The sequence below is a fragment of the Haliea salexigens DSM 19537 genome (assembly GCF_000423125.1).
Taxonomy (GTDB): domain Bacteria; phylum Pseudomonadota; class Gammaproteobacteria; order Pseudomonadales; family Halieaceae; genus Haliea; species Haliea salexigens.
Map to the genome: position 1 here is coordinate 1 of NZ_AUHJ01000019.1, position 17,713 is coordinate 17,713.

Annotated in this window: 18 protein-coding genes; 6 read left to right on the forward strand and 12 right to left on the reverse strand. The window is 63.1% G+C overall.

Translation table 11 applies throughout. The features are described 5' to 3' along the window. Positions 1-85: 85 nt before the first annotated feature. Genes tnpA through G533_RS0116320 form a run of 4 tightly spaced genes read left to right on the forward strand, consistent with a single transcriptional unit; the run spans position 86 to position 2,669 of the window. Positions 86-388 carry an IS66 family insertion sequence element accessory protein TnpA gene (tnpA, locus tag G533_RS0116305; protein WP_027950887.1) on the forward strand — a complete coding sequence of 101 codons (303 nt, stop codon included), beginning with the start codon at positions 86-88 and terminating at the stop codon, positions 386-388. Beyond that, positions 385-729: an IS66 family insertion sequence element accessory protein TnpB gene (gene tnpB / locus G533_RS0116310; RefSeq protein WP_027950888.1), complete on the forward strand. Its 345-nt coding sequence runs from the start codon at positions 385-387 to the stop codon at positions 727-729. The genes tnpA and tnpB overlap by 4 nt, the downstream gene beginning before the upstream one ends. Positions 730-757: 28 nt before the next feature. Next, the gene (gene tnpC / locus G533_RS0116315) at positions 758-2,410 is read left to right on the forward strand and encodes an IS66 family transposase (RefSeq protein WP_205622641.1); all 1,653 of its coding nucleotides are present in this window, start codon (positions 758-760) and stop codon (positions 2,408-2,410) included. Next, complete coding sequence (locus tag G533_RS0116320) at positions 2,400-2,669, forward strand: hypothetical protein (protein WP_027950890.1); 270 nt, start codon at positions 2,400-2,402, stop codon at positions 2,667-2,669. Before tnpC ends, G533_RS0116320 begins: the two co-directional genes overlap by 11 nt. Before the next feature lies 1 nt (position 2,670). On the opposite strand, the gene G533_RS0116325 is transcribed toward G533_RS0116320, so the two are convergent. The 9 genes from G533_RS0116325 to G533_RS0116365 form a co-directional block, all read right to left on the reverse strand. Next, complete coding sequence (locus G533_RS0116325; protein ID WP_027950891.1) at positions 2,671-3,987, reverse strand: ABC1 kinase family protein; 1,317 nt, start codon at positions 3,985-3,987, stop codon at positions 2,671-2,673. Then, entirely contained in the window at positions 3,984-5,387 is a 1,404-nt protein-coding gene (locus tag G533_RS0116330) for an ABC1 kinase family protein (RefSeq protein WP_027950892.1), read from the reverse strand. Before G533_RS0116330 ends, G533_RS0116325 begins: the two co-directional genes overlap by 4 nt. Before the next feature lie 62 nt (positions 5,388-5,449). After that, positions 5,450-6,577: an acyl-CoA dehydrogenase family protein gene (locus G533_RS0116335; RefSeq protein WP_338035410.1), complete on the reverse strand. Its 1,128-nt coding sequence runs from the start codon at positions 6,575-6,577 to the stop codon at positions 5,450-5,452. Between the two features lie 10 nt (positions 6,578-6,587). Further along, a complete protein-coding gene (locus tag G533_RS0116340) occupies positions 6,588-7,736 on the reverse strand; it encodes an acyl-CoA dehydrogenase family protein (RefSeq protein ID WP_051230522.1) in 1,149 nt (382 codons plus the stop codon). An 84-nt stretch (positions 7,737-7,820) separates the two neighbouring features. Beyond that, positions 7,821-8,453: a glutathione S-transferase family protein gene (locus tag G533_RS0116345; RefSeq protein WP_027950895.1), complete on the reverse strand. Its 633-nt coding sequence runs from the start codon at positions 8,451-8,453 to the stop codon at positions 7,821-7,823. Between the two features lies 1 nt (position 8,454). Further along, the gene (locus G533_RS0116350) at positions 8,455-9,627 is read right to left on the reverse strand and encodes an acyl-CoA dehydrogenase family protein (RefSeq protein ID WP_027950896.1); all 1,173 of its coding nucleotides are present in this window, start codon (positions 9,625-9,627) and stop codon (positions 8,455-8,457) included. 107 nt (positions 9,628-9,734) lie between these two features. Continuing rightward, complete coding sequence (locus tag G533_RS0116355) at positions 9,735-11,435, reverse strand: aromatic amino acid hydroxylase (RefSeq protein ID WP_027950897.1); 1,701 nt, start codon at positions 11,433-11,435, stop codon at positions 9,735-9,737. Continuing rightward, entirely contained in the window at positions 11,432-11,914 is a 483-nt protein-coding gene (locus tag G533_RS22410) for a MarR family winged helix-turn-helix transcriptional regulator (RefSeq protein ID WP_051230510.1), read from the reverse strand. Before G533_RS22410 ends, G533_RS0116355 begins: the two co-directional genes overlap by 4 nt. Positions 11,915-12,011: 97 nt before the next feature. Further along, positions 12,012-13,442 (reverse strand): amidohydrolase, encoded by a 1,431-nt coding sequence (locus G533_RS0116365; protein ID WP_027950898.1) that lies wholly within the window; start codon positions 13,440-13,442, stop codon positions 12,012-12,014. Positions 13,443-13,551: 109 nt separating this feature from the next. Between G533_RS0116365 and G533_RS0116370 the strand changes: the two genes are divergently transcribed. Next, positions 13,552-14,541, forward strand: a complete 990-nt coding sequence (locus G533_RS0116370; RefSeq protein WP_027950899.1) for a prenyltransferase — start codon at positions 13,552-13,554, stop codon at positions 14,539-14,541. A 66-nt stretch (positions 14,542-14,607) separates the two neighbouring features. Here the strand turns inward: G533_RS0116370 and G533_RS22415 are convergent, their stop codons facing one another. Beyond that, positions 14,608-14,961 carry a UrcA family protein gene (locus tag G533_RS22415; protein WP_051230512.1) on the reverse strand — a complete coding sequence of 118 codons (354 nt, stop codon included), beginning with the start codon at positions 14,959-14,961 and terminating at the stop codon, positions 14,608-14,610. A gap of 247 nt (positions 14,962-15,208) precedes the next feature. Here G533_RS22415 and hemH point away from each other — a divergent pair, with 247 nt between their 5' ends. Next, a complete protein-coding gene (gene hemH, locus G533_RS0116380) occupies positions 15,209-16,285 on the forward strand; it encodes a ferrochelatase (protein WP_027950900.1) in 1,077 nt (358 codons plus the stop codon). An 11-nt stretch (positions 16,286-16,296) separates the two neighbouring features. On the opposite strand, the gene G533_RS0116385 is transcribed toward hemH, so the two are convergent. After that, positions 16,297-16,746 carry a methyltransferase family protein gene (locus G533_RS0116385; RefSeq protein ID WP_035528612.1) on the reverse strand — a complete coding sequence of 150 codons (450 nt, stop codon included), beginning with the start codon at positions 16,744-16,746 and terminating at the stop codon, positions 16,297-16,299. A 20-nt stretch (positions 16,747-16,766) separates the two neighbouring features. Continuing rightward, complete coding sequence (locus G533_RS0116390; RefSeq protein ID WP_027950902.1) at positions 16,767-17,693, reverse strand: ZIP family metal transporter; 927 nt, start codon at positions 17,691-17,693, stop codon at positions 16,767-16,769. Positions 17,694-17,713 lie beyond the last annotated feature (20 nt).

Genomic DNA, 17,713 nt, shown 5'->3' on the forward strand with positions numbered 1-17,713 from the left:
GTAACCGTTCATTCCAGGACGTTCTGCCACCGCGCTGAATTTCTCCCTACAGTAACCTCACATCCACCCACATGAGGTTACCTCCATGAGCAAACATCGTACGGCAGCGCAGTGGCAGGCCTTAGTTGACCAGCAGCATGATAGCGGCTTGTCAACTCTGAAATTTTGTCAGCAGCATGGCATCGGCTATGCCAGCTTTCGCAAGTGGCGCACGCATCTGTCCGGTACGTCGCTGCAGCAGAGATCCGAAGCGTCGAGTGCCAGTGATCCCGGCTTTCTGGACCTGTCTTCATTATTGATGGACGCGCCGAACGCTTCTGGTCCGAGCTGGCACATCGTGCTCAGCCTCGGTAATGGTGTTGAACTGCGATTGAGCCAAGGCGGATGATCGGGCTCGATAGTCAGACCAGGATCTGGCTGTGTACGGAGCCCGCCGACATGCGCAAATCCTTCCGCGGCCTGAGCGCAATGGTGCGCAACCAGCTTCAGCACGATCCGCTCAGCGGCCAGTATTTTGTCTTCGTCAATCGCCGCAAGACCCAGATGAAAATGCTGTACTTTGCTGCCACCGGCTATTGCCTGTGGGCCAAGCGTCTGGAGCAGGGACAGTTCCGGGTTCCCTCGTCCACTTCCGGTCAGCGGGCTTTGACCCTGACAGATTTGCAGCTGCTAATCGATGGTATCGAGGTGCAAAAATATCGTCAGTACAAGCGTTTTCGGCGCGTATAGCGCGTTGGCTTCAGGTATAATATACGCCATGAATTCAACGGCTTACGCACCGCATTCCAACGCGCCTTCCTACTCGGCACTGACCGAAGAGAATGCCGCGCTGCGCGAGCAGTTGGCAGCCCAGTCCGAAGCCCTCCGGCAGTTGACCCGCCAGCTGAGCTGGTTCAAAAAGCAGTTGTTCGGTCCAAAATCCGAGAAGCAGGTGTACGACCTGCCGGGACAAGACAGTCTGTTTCAGCGGGATGAGGCGCCCTTGCCGGAAACGCCGACCGAGAATGAACCGCGCCCGGTGCGTGCGTATCAGCGCGGCACTGGCAAGAAGCAGCGAGACGACGACTGCCTGAATGACACCGGCTTGCGCTTTACCGCCGAGGTGCCGGTTGAAGTTATCCAGCAACTGCCGCCAGAGCTAACCGGACCAGATGCCGACCAGTACGATGTTATCGGTACCAAGACCACCTACCGGCTGGCCCAGCGGAGCTGTTATGTGGTACTCCAGCACGAACGCCCGGTGTTCCGGCGCAAAGGTGCAGACAACAAGCCGGTCACCACACCTGCGCCGTTCAATGTCCTGGACAACAGCCTGGCTGATGTCAGCCTGCTGGCCGGGCTGTTGGTGGACAAGTTCCAGTTCCACCTGCCGCTGTATCGCCAGCACCAGCGCATCCAGCAGGCAGGTATCACCCTCAGCCGAAGCACACTGACCAATCTGGTTAAGCGCGCCATCGACCTGCTGCGGCCGGTGGTTGATTCCCAGACTGATAACGTGCTGCGCAGCCGGGTACTGGCCATGGATGAAACGCCCATCAAGGCCGGCCACCAAGGTCGGGTGGGACCCAGAAAAGGCAAAATGAAATCCGGCTGGTTCTGGCCGCTGTACGGCGATGCCGATGAGGTGGTGTTCACGTACTCGAACAGTCGGGGCCGCGCACACATCGAGCAGATACTGGGCACCCAGTTCACTGGCACACTGCTCAGCGACGGCTATGCCGCCTACGCCCGGTATGCCGAACAGCAGGCCACCATCACCCACGCACAATGCTGGGTGCACAGTCGCCGTTACTTCATTGAGGCCCAGGATGAGCACCCGGAGAAGGCCACCGAAGCCCTTCAGCAGATTGCCAAGCTGTACCAGAACGAAACGGTTATCCGGGATCGGCAGCTGACGGATGAAAAGAAGCGCCAGTATCGGCTCGAACACTCCAAGCCGGTGGTCAGTGGCTTCTTCGACTGGTGCCGGGAGCAGCTGGAAAGTGGTGGCTTACTGCCGAGTGACGCACTGACCAAAGCCCTGAATTATGTGCTCAGTCGCGAAAGCAGCTTGACGGTCTTCCTGGAAGACCCGGATGTCCAGCCGGATACCAACCACCTGGAGCGGGCCCTGCGCCCGATTCCTCTGGGGAGGAAAAATTGGATTTTTTGCTGGACCGAACTCGGTGCCGAGCACCTGGGTATCATCCAGAGTCTGATCAGTACCTGCAGGCTGCATGACGTGAATCCGTATACCTACCTGGTGGATGTACTGCAACGCATCAGCCAGCACCCGGCCAGTGAGGTGGCCGACTTGACGCCACGGCGCTGGAAACTGCGGTTCGCCGACCAGCCACTGAGGTCCCTGGTCGACCCGCGTCACCCACAGAGGCAAGCGAGCGAGCCGGAGGAACTCATCCGTGCGTATTGAAGATATGAGCATCGATCAGTTGCTGGAACTGAACCGCATGATCTGCCGGCGTATTGATGAACTGCAGGACCGAGAAACCCTACAGGCCTTGAGGCAGTTGCGAGTGGGTCAGAAGGTGTCCTTCGAGGCCCAAGAGGGCCCCACCATGGGTATCGTTACCAAGATCAACCGCAAGACCGTGATCGTGCTGGGCGAGGACGGCAGGAAACAGTATAAGATCTCGCCGGGATTACTGCGGCCCCTTCGTGATGTGAGGTGAGTCAACTACGTCTTGGAATGAACGCTAACGCCACATCGACGCGAGCCTTTAGCCGGTGCGCGAGCATAAACAGGCCACCCAACTTGCGATGGAAGTAGATGGCGTCGGTCGGTGGCGCCTGCCAGAAGTCGCGAAACCCTGAAACCGACTGGCCCAGCTCCATCAGCCGCGCCGGCATATCCGAGGCACCAAAGTCATAGGCACCCGGGTGCCGCAGGGGCTCAAGCGCCAGGAGCAGCATGTCCAGCACCAACTCGCGGTAGTGAGAGCCGGGGTCCCCCATGGCATATCCCACCCGCTCAGCCGCCCGCGCCAGACCCTCGCGGTCCTCAGCCATGGCTGCGGCGGCCAATTTGCCGTAGTCGCGCACGAAGCCGGCGCGAAAACGCCGGGTGGCGCCGAAGTCGAGCAGGACGATCGCACCATCGCTGGCGCGGTAGCGGTAATTGGCAAAGTTGGGATCGGTTTGCACCAGGCGCAGGGAGAACAACTCTGTAAGCAGCAGCTCGATCAAAGCCGTCATCACCCGGTCGCGCTCCTCGGCAGGCTGCAACGCCAGGGTCTCGATGGGTTCCCCCGCCACATAGGTCATCGCCAGCACCGTGCGCCGGGTCAACTCGGGTAGCACCTCGGGCAGCACGAAGCGTTCATCGTGCGCCAGGGCCTCGCGGAAACGCTGCAGGAACTTCGCTTCGCGCAGGTAATCCGCCTCTTCCCGCAACTGGGCCCGCACGTCCACCAGCAGCGGTTCGATATCGAGCTGCCGGGGCAGCAGGCCGGTCATGCGCAGCAGGCTCGCCACGTTATCGACATCACTATCGATGCTGTCTGCCACACCCGGATACTGGATCTTGAGTACTGCCTGGCGCCCGTCGGGTGCGCGAATCCGGTGTACCTGCCCGATGGATGCCGCCGCCAGAGGTTGCCATTGGAAATCGTACAGGGCGGGGTCCCAGCGCTTGCCGTAGGCACCCTGCAACGCGGCTTCGAGTTGCTGGCGCGGCATGGCATCCGCATCGGCGCGTAGCCGTGCAAGGATTTCCGCGAGTTCCCGGGGCAGCAAGTCACCGGTATCCATGGACAGAATCTGCCCCAGTTTCATCGCCGCGCCACGCATGCGTGAAAGTTCACGGGTTACGCGGCGCGCGTTGCCCGGCGTCAGTAGCATGTCGCGCACCTTGGGGCGCTTGCCAGCGCGCAGCTGGCGCTCGCCCTCCGCCAGCATGCCACCCGCGACACCGCCGGCGAGACGCGCCATGCCAGCCAGACGGCGCAGGCGGCCCGCTGGCACCGGGCGTTCCTTGTCGCGATCCGTCATGCGACCCCCCGGCGCCAGCGCGCGATATGCGGGGCCACCAGTGCGTGCCCGTTGAACTGTGCGTCGAGCACCGCAATGAACGTAAACACCCCGGTGAGCTTGCGGGCGATGAGGGCAAAATCACGGGAGGGGGTGGCAAAATCCAGCGATGCGGCTGAACTGGCGGCGCGTTTACCCGCGCGGCGCAACAACTGCGAACGACCCCAGCAGTAATCGCCCTCCGCGTTGAGGTACTCCGCGGGGAGTTGGGCGGGGGGGCGCAGCGGCTCCAGCAGGGCAAAACAGAAATCGATAAACGTATCCCGCGCGTAGGCGCTGCTCGCTTCGTTCAAACACCCCAGGCCAATGAGGCTGTCGAGCAAGGCCTCCCGATCCTGCTCCAGACCGGCGGCAATCGCCCCGCCCAGGTGCTGCAGGAAGTGTGCTTCGCACTCCAGCGTGGAGCCGAAGTCCAGCAGCACCAACTGGTCGCTGCGCGCCTCACGGCGAATCAGGTAATTGCCGAAATTCGGGTCGGTCTGTAGCAGGCCCCAGGAATAAAGTTCGCGAAAGAACAGATCAAGCATACCGCGGCCCAGCGCGTTGCGCCGGCTCTGCGACAGCCTGCTCACCGCCGCATCCGTCACCAGATGGCCGTCGATATACTCCAGCGCCAGAACGTCACTGGCGCAGTAACGCGCATGGCGCCGGGGGACATGATAGGGACAACCGCCGGGGGCGGCACCCGTTGCGTTCACATGGCCCGCCATCAGATCGCCCAGGCGGGCTTCGCGCTGGTAGTCAATTTCATGGTGCAGGTGCTGACGCATGGCCTCCAGCCAGTCATCCAGCTGACGTCCCGCCGGTAACCAGCGCGCCAGCAGCAACATGCGCACCACGGTGTCGAAATCGCTGTCGATCACATCGCGCAGGCCGGGATACTGCACCTTGAGGCAGATGCGCTCGCCGCTTGCGCGCACCGTTGCACGATGCACCTGGGCCAGGGAAGCGGCAGCCAGTGCCTCATGCTCGACCTCAAGCTCATCCAGGCGCACACCGAGACTGGCGCGCAGCGCGGGCTCGATCTCAGCCCAGGGCAGCGGTTCGGTGGCAGCATTCAGCTCCTGCAGGGCATCCGTCAGCGCACGGGGCAGAAAGTGCTCCCCCAGCAGTGCGAACATCTGGCCAATCTTCACATAGGTGCCCTTGAGCCGCCCCAGCTCGGCAACAAACCGGCGGGCCTCGCGGCGCAGGAACTCGGAGTCGCCGGCTTCCGCTTGCGCATCACTGCCCGGGCGCAGGCGCGCCAGCGCGCCATCGAGGGCGAAGGCGCCCCCGGCTCGCAACCCCGCCAGCGACATTGCCAGGCCGCGACCCATGCCCCCGCTACGAATTGACGATGTAGGTTTGCGTTTACTCATGGGCGTAATACGTCATACCTGGCCTACCGGACTGCCGGCAACGTTGCGGGCCGCCGCCGGCCTCAGCGGTCAAGCAACAACTCGGCTAGTCTTTTCCGGTGATGCGGGGCGTCACCAAAGGCCTGCTGCACCCATTGTGCGCGGCGCAGGTAGAGCTGGGCATCGCACTCCCAGGTAAACCCCATACCGCCATGAAACTGCACGGCGCGGTCACCGGCGTATTTCAGGGTTTCAGTAGCCTGCGCCTTGGCCATGCGGCAGGCTATTTCCGCGTCAGTATCCAGCGCGTCTTCTCCCAGCAGGGTCGCAGCGTGGTAGACAAAAGACCGCGTTGAATCCACCGCCATCAGAATATCCACACAGGGATGTTTCAGGGCCTGGTAGGACCCGATAAGTTTGCCGAACTGCTTGCGCGTCTTCAGGTAATCGACCGTGGTATCGAGGCAGCTGGCGGCACTGCCACCCGCCTCCGCCGCCAGCAGCAGGGCGCCCATCAGACGCACATCGCGCAGGGCACTGGCAACCGCTGGGCCGCGCAGTACAGCCTCCTCACTCACCTGGATACCGGTGAAATCGATAGACTGGGCGCGGCGCGTGGCATCAATCAGCACGTGATCACGCCGCACGGCCGGCGCGACTGCAGTGGCCGGCACCACTGCCAGCACGGGCGCGTTATGCTCCTGCGCCACCACCACAAACCACTCGGCTGCCGCCGCCTCCAACACCTGCTGCTTAACACCGCGCAGCACACCATCCTGCAGCTCGCAGCGGATACGTTCAGCGCCCCAGTCAGCGCTGTCGAGCAGCGCGATCGTCGCAGGCGCACCGGCGGCAATCGCCAGCAGCGCGTTGTCAGCCGCGTTCCCCACCTGCGCCCGCAGCAGCAGCTGACCTGCCAGCAGGCTCGCCATAAGGGGGCCGCCCAACAGGGAGCGCCCCATTGCCTCGAATACCGGCACGGCGGCCGCAACGCCGAGCCCGGCGCCGCCCAGCGCTTCCGGCAGGGTCATACCGGGCCATCCCATGTCCACCATTTCCTGCCAGACGGCGGGGTCGAAGCCGGCGTCCGACTCCAGTAACGCACGCACGCTGGCCATGGGTGAGCGGTCGGCGCAGAAGGCCCGGGCCACATCCATGATCATCGCCTGGTCTTCGCTGAAACGCAGTGCTGTATTGCCAATCACCGACACCAATCTCTCCTCACTTGGGCAAGCCCAGAATGTGCTCTGCAATGATGTTTGCCTGTACCTGGCTGGTGCCACCGCCAATGGTGGCGGAAAAGCTGTTCAGGTAGGCCCGCTGCCAGAAACCGCCCTCCCGAGCACCCTCGTCGCCCACGTACAAACCGCCATCCGCGCCCTGCAGGTTGATCGCCAGCTGGCGCATGCGCCGGGTGCTCTCGGTAAAACGCAACTTGTTCGACAGTGGCAGCGAGAACGGATAATCCGTCGTCAGGGGCCCGATTGCCGCACGTCGATCACCGAGCACTACCGCTTTCTCTTCCATGATCATCTGTACCAGCTGGTCGCGTATCGCAGGGTCCTGCAGCGCCGGTGCGCCGTCCCGTTCCACATCCGCAAGCCCGGCTATCATGTCGTCGATCGCTATGCGCACAAACGCCAAGCCACCCGCCGCGCCGGCTTCCGCGCCGCGCTCGTATTGCAGGGTCTTCATGGCGATTTTCCAGCCCTGTCCTTCTTCGCCCATCCGGCAGCTGGCCGGTATGCGCGCATCGGTGAAGAAGGTTTCCGTGAAACCGTACTCGCCGGTGAGCTTGCGTATCGGCCGCGGGTCCACACCGGCCACCTGCATAGGGGCAAGGAAAAACGACAAGCCGTCGTACTTGCGCTCCGCTTCCGGATTCGTGCGCGCAAGGAGGATCATGTACTTCGCGAAGTTGCCCATGGTGGTCCAGATCTTGGTGCCGTTGAGCACATACTCTTCACCGTCACGGCGGGCCCGCAGCTGCGCGTTGCCCAGGTCGGAGCCGTGGTCCGGTTCGGAAAATCCCTGGCACCAGATATCCTCACCGGTCAGGATACCTTTCAGATAGCGCGCCTTTTCCGCCTCCGTGCCGATATCGTTGATCAACGGCCCCGCCCAGCCCAGGCCAATTACGTTGAAGCAAATGGGCACGGCGTGGCGGCGCATTTCCTGATCAGCAATGGACTGGAACACAGGGTCTACACCCTGCCCCCCGTATTCACGCGGCCAGGCCATGCCCAGGTAGCCCGCGGACCAGACTTTGTGCTGCCACTCGCGCAGGAAGTCGAGCTGCTGTTCACTGCCCACTTCCATGAACGACTGAGGCAGCAGGAAGCCAGGATCTGCGGGCTTGTTGGCCTGCATCCAGGCTGCCACCTGCTGGCGAAACGCCGCCTTTTCCTCTTCGCTTACCTGACTCACGTAGCACTCCTTGTCATTGTTTGCGCGTCACACAACATCGGGCAGGACCAGCGGTTCGCCGTGTGCATTGGCGCGCTGAAACGCCGGGCGCGCCATCAGCCGCTGCAAATAGGCCGCGGTGGCGGGCTTGTAGTACTTGTCGAGGTGCACCATCTGTCCGAGAAAGAGGGCATAGCCAACTGCGATGTCCGCGATGGTAAAGCGCCCGGCCACCAGGTAGTCCTGCTGCTCAACACACTCATCCAGGCGCCGCAGGCGGGCGCGGAACCACTTGGCGTAGTCATCTGCCACCGTCCGTTTCGCCGGGTCCGGCTCGAAGAAGTAGTAGCGCAGGGCGATGGTCAGCGGGAAGGTGAGCGTGGCATCGCTGTGATGCAGCCAGTTCAGGTAGGCGCCGTACTCCGGATCTTCTGGCCGCAGCCCCAGCCCGTGATTCCCGTAGCGATCCACCAGGTACTGGCAGATGCCGGATGATTCCGTCATCACCGTATCGCCATCGGTAAAGTAGGGAACGGTTCCAAGGCTGTTTGTCTGCAGATAGTCAGGCTGCATCACCCTGGGCGGAAACGGCAGCAACTCCAGTTCGTAGTCCAGCCCCAACTCTTCCAGCGTCCAGAGGGGGCGCAGCGAGCGCGCCCCGCCACAGTGCCACAATTTCATATCAGACTCCGTACTGGCGCGCGGCCAGGTCTCGCATGATTTCTTCCGAGCCGCCACCAATGGCGTTGACCCGCACTTCCCGGTAAATCCGTTCCACGCGGCTACCGCGCATAAAGCCGATGCCACCCAGGATCTGCATCGCCTCACGAGCGCAGAACTCCACGGTCTCGCTGGCCTGCACCTTGAGCAGGGCGATATCGCCCGGGTTTGCCGTGCCCGTCTCTATCGACTCGTAACAGAGGCGAATATAAGCCTGCGTGGCGTTGATTTTCTGCTTCATCTGGGCAATTTTATGCCGGATCACCTGGTGATCCGCCAGCCGCTTGCCAAAGGTGCGCCGCTCTCGCGCCCAGGCCACCGCTTCTTCCAGGCAGACCCGGGCCATGGCTTCCATGCCCGCCGCCATCGCCATGCGCTCGCTGTTGAAATTGGTCATGATGACCCAGAAGCCCTGGTTTTCAGGGCCGATCAACTGGTCGACGGGAACGCGCACATTGTCGAAATACAGCGTCGCCGTATCCGATGCCCACCAACCTTGCTTGCGGGTGAGCGGCGTGCGGCTGAACCCTTCCGCGTCCGTGGGAATCAGCAGCATGGACACCCCCTTGGCGCCTTCACCCCCCGTACGCACCGCCGTCGACACCCAGTTTGCGCGCATGCCGCCGGTGATATAGGTTTTGGAGCCATTGACGATGAACGTGTCGCCGTCCCGCACCGCCGTGGTAGCAAGGCTGGCGACATCCGATCCCCCACCGGGCTCGGTGATGCCGAGGGCGATATGCTTCTCGCCGGCGAGCACCGGTGGCGCCACCCGCTGTTTCATTTCCTCGGAACCCCAGTTCAGTACGGGGGGCAGACCAATGCCGTGCACCATGAGGCTGGCGGGAATCCCCCCCGCGCCGATACGCGCCAGCTCTTCCTGGGTGATCCAGGCGTGCCAGCTGTCGATACTTTCACTGGTGCCGCCATAGGCCTCAGGGTAGCCCAGCCCCAGCAAACCCACCGCCGCCGCCTTGGGCCACAGATCGGCGGGAATCTCACCCGCTTCATCCCAGTCCTCGGCAAAAGGCATGATCTCGTTGTCAATAAAGCGGCGCAGCTGCGTGCGCCAGGCCTCGTGCTCCTCGCCGCAGTGAGGATTGGGCAGTCGCGCGCCATCGAAATCCAGTGGCATCCATTCTCTCCATGCGCAGTGTCTGTGCGAGCCGGTATAGTAAGGGAAGCCCCGCCGGGATGCATGCCTCGCGCACCACACAGGTTTGTCGCTGCGGGCGCAGCGTACTACTGCATCAGAGCGAGCACGTCGTGCAGCTCGTCGCGCCGTGTGCCGAGGGCCTGCAGCTCTCGCTGCGCCCGTGCTGATAATGCGGCAGGCGCCCGTTCGCCGAGGGCCAGCACCTCCACCCGCAGCAGCCAGTCATCCGGCCACTCATCCAGCGCTGCCGCCGCGGCGGCTTCGTTGCCTTGCTGTCCCAGCGCCAACACGGCCTGGTAGGCCGCCTCCAGCGTCGGATCCGTCGCCGCATGCTGCGTGTGCGTACTGGCAACCGGTTGGTATAACGGGTATTTCTCGCGGTCTGCACTGCCGCCGGAAAGGGCTGTGATCGCCCCGCCTACCGCCATGTCATACCGCCCCTGGCCTGGCTCAAACAACACACTGCCCTGGAGATCAGTCACGGCACAGTCGAGGAAGCTCAGGACAAGGTTGCGGTGCTCTTGACGCACCACGTGGTGCAGATGGCCGCGCACGGTAATCCCCGACAGGAACTCCAGACATACCCTTTCACCCACGCGGATATCGTGCGCCTGCAACTCGTCGACCGAATACTCGGACAGGCAGCGGGTGAAATCCTTCAGTTTGCCCACCGGCGAGCCGAAGCCACCACTGTGCGCAGCGGTGCCATGGCCGTAGATTTCCCTGCCGCGGAAGGCCAGCTGGCTCGGCCCTTCACACTGCAGGTAAATCGCCTGGCCGACCGCGTCACAGAGCAACGCGTTGAAGCGGCCGCTGACCTGAACACCACTGTCGTAGGTCGCCGTGCACACGGTACCCGCGGCAATCGCCCGCCGCAGCGCGGCTGCACCACCTACCCGAAAAGCCATGGTAGCGGCAAACTCCTCCAGCACCTGGCTCAAATGCCGGCAACTGCGAGTCACATACAACTGCGGCTGTTCCCGGGTGATGTCGTAAGGGCGAGCAACAGCATCCACCGTGAGCGGTAATTTGCGCACCCGCGCATCGTCCAGACAGTGCCTGCTCTCGCCCAGCGATGACAGCAGGCCCGCACCGAAAATACGGTAGTCCGCAAGGTCGCCCACCAGGCCATACTCCACCGTCCACCAGTGCAGACGCGCCAGCAGGGCAGCCTCTGAAGGGGCCTCTCCAGCCTCCTGAAGCTCTGTCAGCGCCTGCTCGGCGGCAGCGATAGCCGAGGCCGGCACGCCCGGCGTCTCCTTCAGTATCGACAATTTACGGATCGCTTCATACTGGGCGTGATCGCGCTGTGACGCGATCGCCAGCATGCCGACTTCACCAAAACGCTGCAGAAACTCCGCGTAGTCGACATCCACAATAAACGGCGCGTGTCCCGCCGCTTCGTGCACGATGTCCGGCGCCGGGGTGTAGAACACGTGGTCGACACTGCGCATGTCCAGCGCAATCACCAGCACGCGCAGCGCCTGAAATTCCATGAATATCGCGGGCGGGATAAAGCCGTCAACCACCACCGCTCGCCAGCCCAGCTGGGCCAGACATGCATTCATTTCGTCAATCGAGGGGATGTGGTCCAGCGCGATGCCGGTGCGGGCGAGCCCCTCAAGGTAGACCGGGTGGGCCGTGACACGCAGCTGTTGTACCAGATGCCGCATGATGAATCGCCACAGGGCCTGATCCTGTGCCGTATAGCGCTGCGCGTAGTCCTGCACCTGCACAAAGGGCCGCAGATGGGCGGGCAGGCTGGCCACCACCTCCTCTTGTGTCACGGGGACCGCCCGGCGCCGGTCGTTGCATCGCCAACCGGACGCATTTCCTGTAGCCGCAGCTCAAGCCGGTCGATCAGCGTAAACAGCACCTCCTGCTCCGCGGGCTCAAGCGGCGCCAACAACGCCTGCTCCCAGGCCAGGACCTCCGGCTCGATACGGTGGAACAGTGTCTGCCCGGTGTCACTGAGACAGAGCAGCGCTGCCCGACTATCCCGCTCCGAACTGCGCCGCCGCAGCAGGCCGCGCTCACTGAGCCCCGCCACCGCGCGCGACACCTGCACCTTGTCCAGACTCGTGAGCTCCGTGACCTGGCTGGCCTGCAGCTCGCCATACTCTGCCAGCGTAACAAGCACCCGCCACTGCGGGATACTGAGGCCATATTTCTCAGCATAAATACGTGACAGGGAAACGCTGATCTTGCGCGCCAGGCTGTTACAGCGGTAGGGCAGAAATCGCGCCAGGGCAAGAGACTGTGACATGGGTTACCTGCAAGCGAAAACAGACCCCGAGTATACGCCCGGGGCAAAAGGTTTCCAATGCAACCATTTGCCCCGGCGGCTACTGCAGCCTGTGGCCCTACTTGCGGTAATCGAGCGGCGGCTCGCGTTCACCGAGCAGCGGGCGATAGGTGAAGTCGGCGCCCCGGCGCTGCTCGAATTCACTGCGTGCCGCGCGCAGCAGTTCGGGCTGCTGCAGCAGATCCGCAGCAGTGAGCGCGAGGGTCTTCGCCGCCACCATCATGCCCTTGACACCAATGTCAGTGCCGCCAGCGGCAATGGCCTGCCAGGTGTGCGGCGCCGTGCCGGGCACCCAGGTCGCCGCACGCATCTCGGTGGTCGGCACCACCCAGCTGACGTCACCCACATCCGTGGAGCCCATGCTGCGCGATGGCGCGAAGGGCTCTATGCGCGCCGCGGCGGCGGCGAGATCGCCTTCACTGCGGGCAAGCGATTCGGCAAGGGTGTTGGCAAACGCGAGGTCACTCGGACTGTACTGCACACCGCCCACCTGCTGCAGGCGATCATGCATGGCCCGGGCGAGCGTTTCATTGGCAAGCACGCTGTGGTTGCCGTGAATCACCTCGTAGCTCATCTCCGTGCCCGTACCCACGGCGGCACCCTCCGCCGTCGCTACCAGGCGCGCCCACAGTTCCTCCAGGGTCGCGGCGTCGGGATGGCGCAGGTAATAGAATGACTCCGCAAAATCCGGCACCACGTTGGGCGCCGAGCCACCGCTGGTGATCACGTGGTGCATGCGGACTTCCTGCGGCATGTGTTCCCGCAACATATTGGCCATCATATTCATCGCCTCCACACCGTCGAGTGCCGAGCGACCCCGTTCGGGGGCGACTGCAGCGTGGGAAGACACACCACGAAAACGGAATTTGGCCGACTTGTTGGCGAGTGTTGTGGACGGGTTGGCCTGGTTGCGATCAGCCGGGTGCCACACCAGCACCGAATCCACGTCTTCAAACAGGCCGGCACGCACCATATACACCTTGCCGGACCCACCTTCTTCCGCCGGTGTGCCGTAGAGGCGGACGGTGCCGCTCACATTGTTTTCCTCCATCCAGTGGCGCACCGCCACCGCGGCCGCTACCGAACCCGCACCAAACAGGTGGTGGCCGCAGGCGTGGCCGCTGTGTTTGTCGGTTGCCGCTTCCCGCACAGGGGCGGCTGTCTGGGAAATCCCGGGTAGCGCGTCGAACTCCGCCAGCAGGCCAATCACCGGTTTGCCACTGCCGTAGCTGGCCACAAAGGCCGTGGGCAGGCCCGCCACCCCGGTCTCTACGGTGAACCCCTCACGGGCCAGTGTGTCCTGCAGCAACGTGCTGCTGTCGTTCTCCACGTAACCCAGCTCGGCCTTGTCCCAGATCGTAAGCGCCAGCTCCGCATAGCGCGCCTGCTCGCGATCGAGGCGGGTCAGCATGCTGCTCTCCCCTGCGGCTTGCGCCGCGCCGCTGAGCATAATTGTGGTAAGCGCCGCAATGGCCGTTATTCGCTGCATGGCAAGTGCCTCCGTGTGCTGCAGGTCGATTGGCGACACCTTATCATCGCAGGCGCCACAATGCCTGATATGCTTGCGGGCTGAAGAGTGGTGGGCAAGGCTTGTCGACGTGGTAAACCTCAAACTGTGGGCGGCAGCCCTGAACGGCATGCCCGGTGTCACCACCGAGCAGTGGGCGCAACTGGATCCCGTGGCGCGCTGGTTGCTAGCCTGCAGGGCGTCGGTACTGTTCATGACGCTCACCGCCGCCATGCTTGGCGGCTTACTGGCCTGGCGCGCCGGCAGTTTCGATTTACTGTTCTGGTTAACCTGCGCCACCGGGCTGCTGTTTGCCCATGCCAGCAACAACCTGCTCAACGACTACACCGATTCGCGCCGGGGCATTGACCGCGGCAATTACTACCGCAATCAGTACGGCGTACATGTACTCGAAGACGGGCTGATGAGCGAAGCGCAATTCTGGCGTTATTTTGCCTTTACCGCGGGGGTGGCGCTGGCGCTGGGCCTGTGGCTGGTGACTGCGCGCAGCGGCCCCGCGCTTGCGCTGTTCCTCGCCGGTGCCTTTTTCGTCCTGTTCTACACCTGGCCACTCAAGTATATCGGCCTTGGAGAGCCCGCCGTGCTGCTCGTATGGGGCCCACTCATGGTGGGTGGCACCTACTACATCGTCACGGGCGCGTGGAGCAATGAGGTGGCGTGGTTGAGCCTGGTATTTGCGCTTGGGCCCACTACCGTGTTGTTTGGCAAGCACATCGACAAACTCGACGCCGACCGTGAGAAAGGTGTGCACACACTGCCGGTGCTACTGGGCGAACAGCGAGCCCGGCGGGTCACCGCGGCCCTGCTGCTGGCCCAGTACGCACTGACCCTGGGGCTGGTACTGACACAGGCCTTCGGTTGGCCACTGTTATTGGTGTTCGCCAGCCTGCCGCGGCTGCGGCGCACCCTGCGCGCACTGCGATCGGCGAAGCCAGCGGCGCGGCCAACCGCCTATTCCCCTGCGCTGTGGCCCCTGTGGTTCTCAGCTGCCTGCTTCCGGCATACCCGCCAGTTCACGCCGCTGTTTCTGGCCGGTGTCGTGATCGATACGCTGCTGTAAAAAAAAGGGAGCCACCTTGCGGTGACTCCCCGGGACTCCCACCAGGGGTAGCAGGAGTTGAACGACTCAGCGCACCGTGCTGGCAAACCGGCCGGCACCCACCTGGCTCATGGCCTCGGCGAACGCGGATTCGTAGCAGGCACGGTTGTTGGATGCCATGCGCAAACCACCGGCAACACGGTAATCGGTGGAGCCGCACACAGCGCGGGCTGCCTGACTGATCCGGTTGTGCAGCGCTTGCTGACCTTCGGCCGACGCCAGGTTAAGATCTCCAAGCGCAACGTGCGCTGAGGCGGCCTCCATGCCCTGTGCCAGCACCAGCGTATTTTCGGGAGCGTCGGCGGCGTTCGTCGACAGGGCGAGCGTGCTGAATACACCGAAAGCGAATGATACGACGGTCTTGTTGATAAGTGATTGCATGGTTCTTCTCCTGGCCATTGGGGCCTTGTCAGTGGGCTTGAGGACCCGCTGGGTGTCTCCCGCGCTGTCCATGGAACACAGATTAGAGGCACCCGGGTTCGCCCGACAGGGGCTTTCGATGAGCAGTGGCCCGGCAGCGATGAACTGCATCAATCCAGCGACGAATGGTTTGCGTAGAGGACAGCTGAGCCTTGCAGCCGCCAGTGCCGCTTGGCTTTCCGGCACCCCCACAGGATAATGTCACCCTATGCGATACCGCGGACAACACGACTACAACCACGCTCAGGTGCCCCGTATCGGCGTACTGATCACCAACCTTGGCACGCCTGATGCCCCCGAAAAGGGCGCACTCAGGCGCTACCTCAGGGAATTTCTATCCGACCCCCGGGTAGTAGAGGTGCCGCGCCTGCTGTGGTTCTTCATCCTCCACGGCATCATTCTGAACCTGCGCCCGGCCCGCTCCGCCAAAGCCTACCGCACCGTTTGGACCGATGAGGGCTCACCCCTGCTCCTGCACACGCGCGACCAGGCCCGGGCCCTGCACGAAGTCCTGAAGAGAACCCACGGCGACGGCGTCTTGGTGGATTTCGCCATGCGCTATGGCTCGCACCCGATCTCCAGCCAGCTACAGGCATTCTTTGACCGTGGCGTACAGCGACTGGTGGTGTTGCCGCTTTACCCGCAGTACAGCGGACCGACCACCGGGTCCACCTTCGACGCGCTCGCCGCGGATTTTCGTCAGCGGCGCTGGCTGCCTGAACTGCGTTTTGTCGCGCAGTATCACGACCACCCGGCTTACATTGAAGCGCTGGCCGCCAGCGTGCGCGCGCACTGGCAGGCGCATGGTCGTGCGGACCGCCTGATCATGTCCTACCACGGCGAGCCAGAGCGCTACCTCCACAACGGCGACCCCTACCATTGCCACTGCCACAAGACCAGCCGCCTGCTGGCGGAGGCGCTGCGACTGGATGCGGGGGACTACCTGACCTGTTTCCAGTCTCGCTTCGGCCGTGAACCCTGGCTGCAGCCCTATACCGATGAAACGCTCAAGGGACTGCCCGCGCAGGGGGTCAAGTCAGTGCAGGTGATTTGTCCGGGCTTCTCGGCGGACTGCCTGGAGACTATTGAGGAGATCGGTGTAGAGAATCGCCACTACTTCATGGAAGCAGGCGGTGAACGCTACGACTACATTCCCTGCCTTAACAGCGATGCGGGCCACATAGACGCGCTGGCGACGCTGGTAGAAGAACAACTGCAGGGCTGGACAGAAAAGCCCTTCGATGCAGAGGCCACGCAGGCGCGGGCGAAAGCCATGGGTGCCTGAGCAGAAATCGCCTAGATCCAGCGCCGTACGCGCGCGCAGTAGGCGGGATACTCCTCGGGAAAGAGATTCCGGAGCAGGCCTTCTTCAGGCCGGATGTAACGCCATTCGACAATGACCATAAATAGCGGCGGCACCAGCAGCGCCGTTGTCGCGCCCACCGTCACCGCCACGCCCAGGAGGATTGCCGCCATGCCCAGATACATCGGGTTGCGACTGAAGCGATAGACGCCAGTGGTCACCAGCGCGGACACCGTGCGGAACGGGATCAGGTCCGTTCCCGCGCGCTTGAACAGGCCACCGGCGACCACCAGCAGGGCAAGCCCCGCCAGCAGGAGGACACCACCAATCGCCTGGCTGGCATGGCTGGTAAAGCGCGGCCCGGGGTAGAACTCGTTGCAGGCAAAAATGGCGCACACACCAAATACCAGCCACATGGGCGGATAGATTATACGTTTGACCATCCTGTTCTCCTCGCGCGCGTTCAAACCCCGTGCAAATGTACCCCAGCCGGCTCCAGCCCGCCAATGGCGTAAGCCAGTACGATTCCGGCGAGAAAGGCCAGGGTCAGCTTGCCGCGGTCATGGCTGTGGAAGTGCACCTCCGGCAGCAGATCGCTCAATGCGATGCAGATAAACGCCCCGGCCGAGAATGCCAGCGCACCGGCAACGGCATGATGGCGTGCATCGCCCAGCAGGTCGACGCCGAAGAAGAACAGCAGCGCCCCGAGCGGGCACAGCAACGCAAAGCCGAGGTTGGCCAGCGAGCGGGACCGCCTGCTCCAGCCGCCCGCTTCCATGATGGTTGTTATTGACATGGCATCCAGCGGTTTATGCAGGAGGATGGCGAGAAACACACCCACACCCAGTAACCCTGCGCTGCGCCCCACTTCGCCCTGCATCACCGCGCCGAGCGCAACGCCATCAATCAGCGTGTGTACCCCCAGGCCGAGTGCCAGGCCCACCCAGCTCAGGCGATGTGCAGCGGGCAGAGCCTGGGTCGCACTGTGACCGCCATGTGCCAACACATGCCCGTGCTGGTGATCACCACCGCTTGCGGGCTCCAGACCATGAGTATGCTCGGAGCCGTGGTCATGATGCTCGTGCTCATCTTCGCTGAAATCGTGCTGGTGAAAATGAAACATGCGCAACAGCAACAGCATGACGATGAGTCCAATCATCAGCCACCAGACCGAAGCATCGGCACCGTATTCCCGGGGTTGCAAGGCGATGCTGTGCGGCAGCAGGTGGTAGAAAGCAACGCCGAGCATGAGGCCGGACACAAAGCTCATCACCAGCTGCGTGCGCGTATGGGTCATTCTCACCCAGTTGGGCAACAGCCCCCCCGCGAGCGACAGCAGGGCAATGGCCAGGCAGTACAGCAGCAATAGCAGTTCGGGCGTCAGGCTCATCCTTTTCTCCAGTCCCCAGG

What these genes read in the sequence shown, in the direction of transcription:
- G533_RS22410 (WP_051230510.1), bottom strand. Translation starts at nt 11,914, where the DNA reads ATGTCACAGTCTCTTGCCCTGGCGCGATTTCTGCCCTACCGCTGTAAC.
- hemH (WP_027950900.1), top strand. Translation starts at nt 15,209, where the DNA reads ATGCGATACCGCGGACAACACGACTACAACCACGCTCAGGTGCCCCGT.
- G533_RS0116345 (WP_027950895.1), bottom strand. Translation starts at nt 8,453, where the DNA reads ATGAAATTGTGGCACTGTGGCGGGGCGCGCTCGCTGCGCCCCCTCTGG.
- tnpC (WP_205622641.1), top strand. Translation starts at nt 758, where the DNA reads ATGAATTCAACGGCTTACGCACCGCATTCCAACGCGCCTTCCTACTCG.
- tnpA (WP_027950887.1), top strand. Translation starts at nt 86, where the DNA reads ATGAGCAAACATCGTACGGCAGCGCAGTGGCAGGCCTTAGTTGACCAG.
- G533_RS0116390 (WP_027950902.1), bottom strand. Translation starts at nt 17,693, where the DNA reads ATGAGCCTGACGCCCGAACTGCTATTGCTGCTGTACTGCCTGGCCATT.
- G533_RS22415 (WP_051230512.1), bottom strand. Translation starts at nt 14,961, where the DNA reads ATGCAATCACTTATCAACAAGACCGTCGTATCATTCGCTTTCGGTGTA.
- G533_RS0116350 (WP_027950896.1), bottom strand. Translation starts at nt 9,627, where the DNA reads ATGCCACTGGATTTCGATGGCGCGCGACTGCCCAATCCTCACTGCGGC.
- G533_RS0116330 (WP_027950892.1), bottom strand. Translation starts at nt 5,387, where the DNA reads ATGAGTAAACGCAAACCTACATCGTCAATTCGTAGCGGGGGCATGGGT.
- tnpB (WP_027950888.1), top strand. Translation starts at nt 385, where the DNA reads ATGATCGGGCTCGATAGTCAGACCAGGATCTGGCTGTGTACGGAGCCC.
- G533_RS0116325 (WP_027950891.1), bottom strand. Translation starts at nt 3,987, where the DNA reads ATGACGGATCGCGACAAGGAACGCCCGGTGCCAGCGGGCCGCCTGCGC.
- G533_RS0116340 (WP_051230522.1), bottom strand. Translation starts at nt 7,736, where the DNA reads ATGCAGGCCAACAAGCCCGCAGATCCTGGCTTCCTGCTGCCTCAGTCG.
- G533_RS0116365 (WP_027950898.1), bottom strand. Translation starts at nt 13,442, where the DNA reads ATGCAGCGAATAACGGCCATTGCGGCGCTTACCACAATTATGCTCAGC.
- G533_RS0116385 (WP_035528612.1), bottom strand. Translation starts at nt 16,746, where the DNA reads ATGGTCAAACGTATAATCTATCCGCCCATGTGGCTGGTATTTGGTGTG.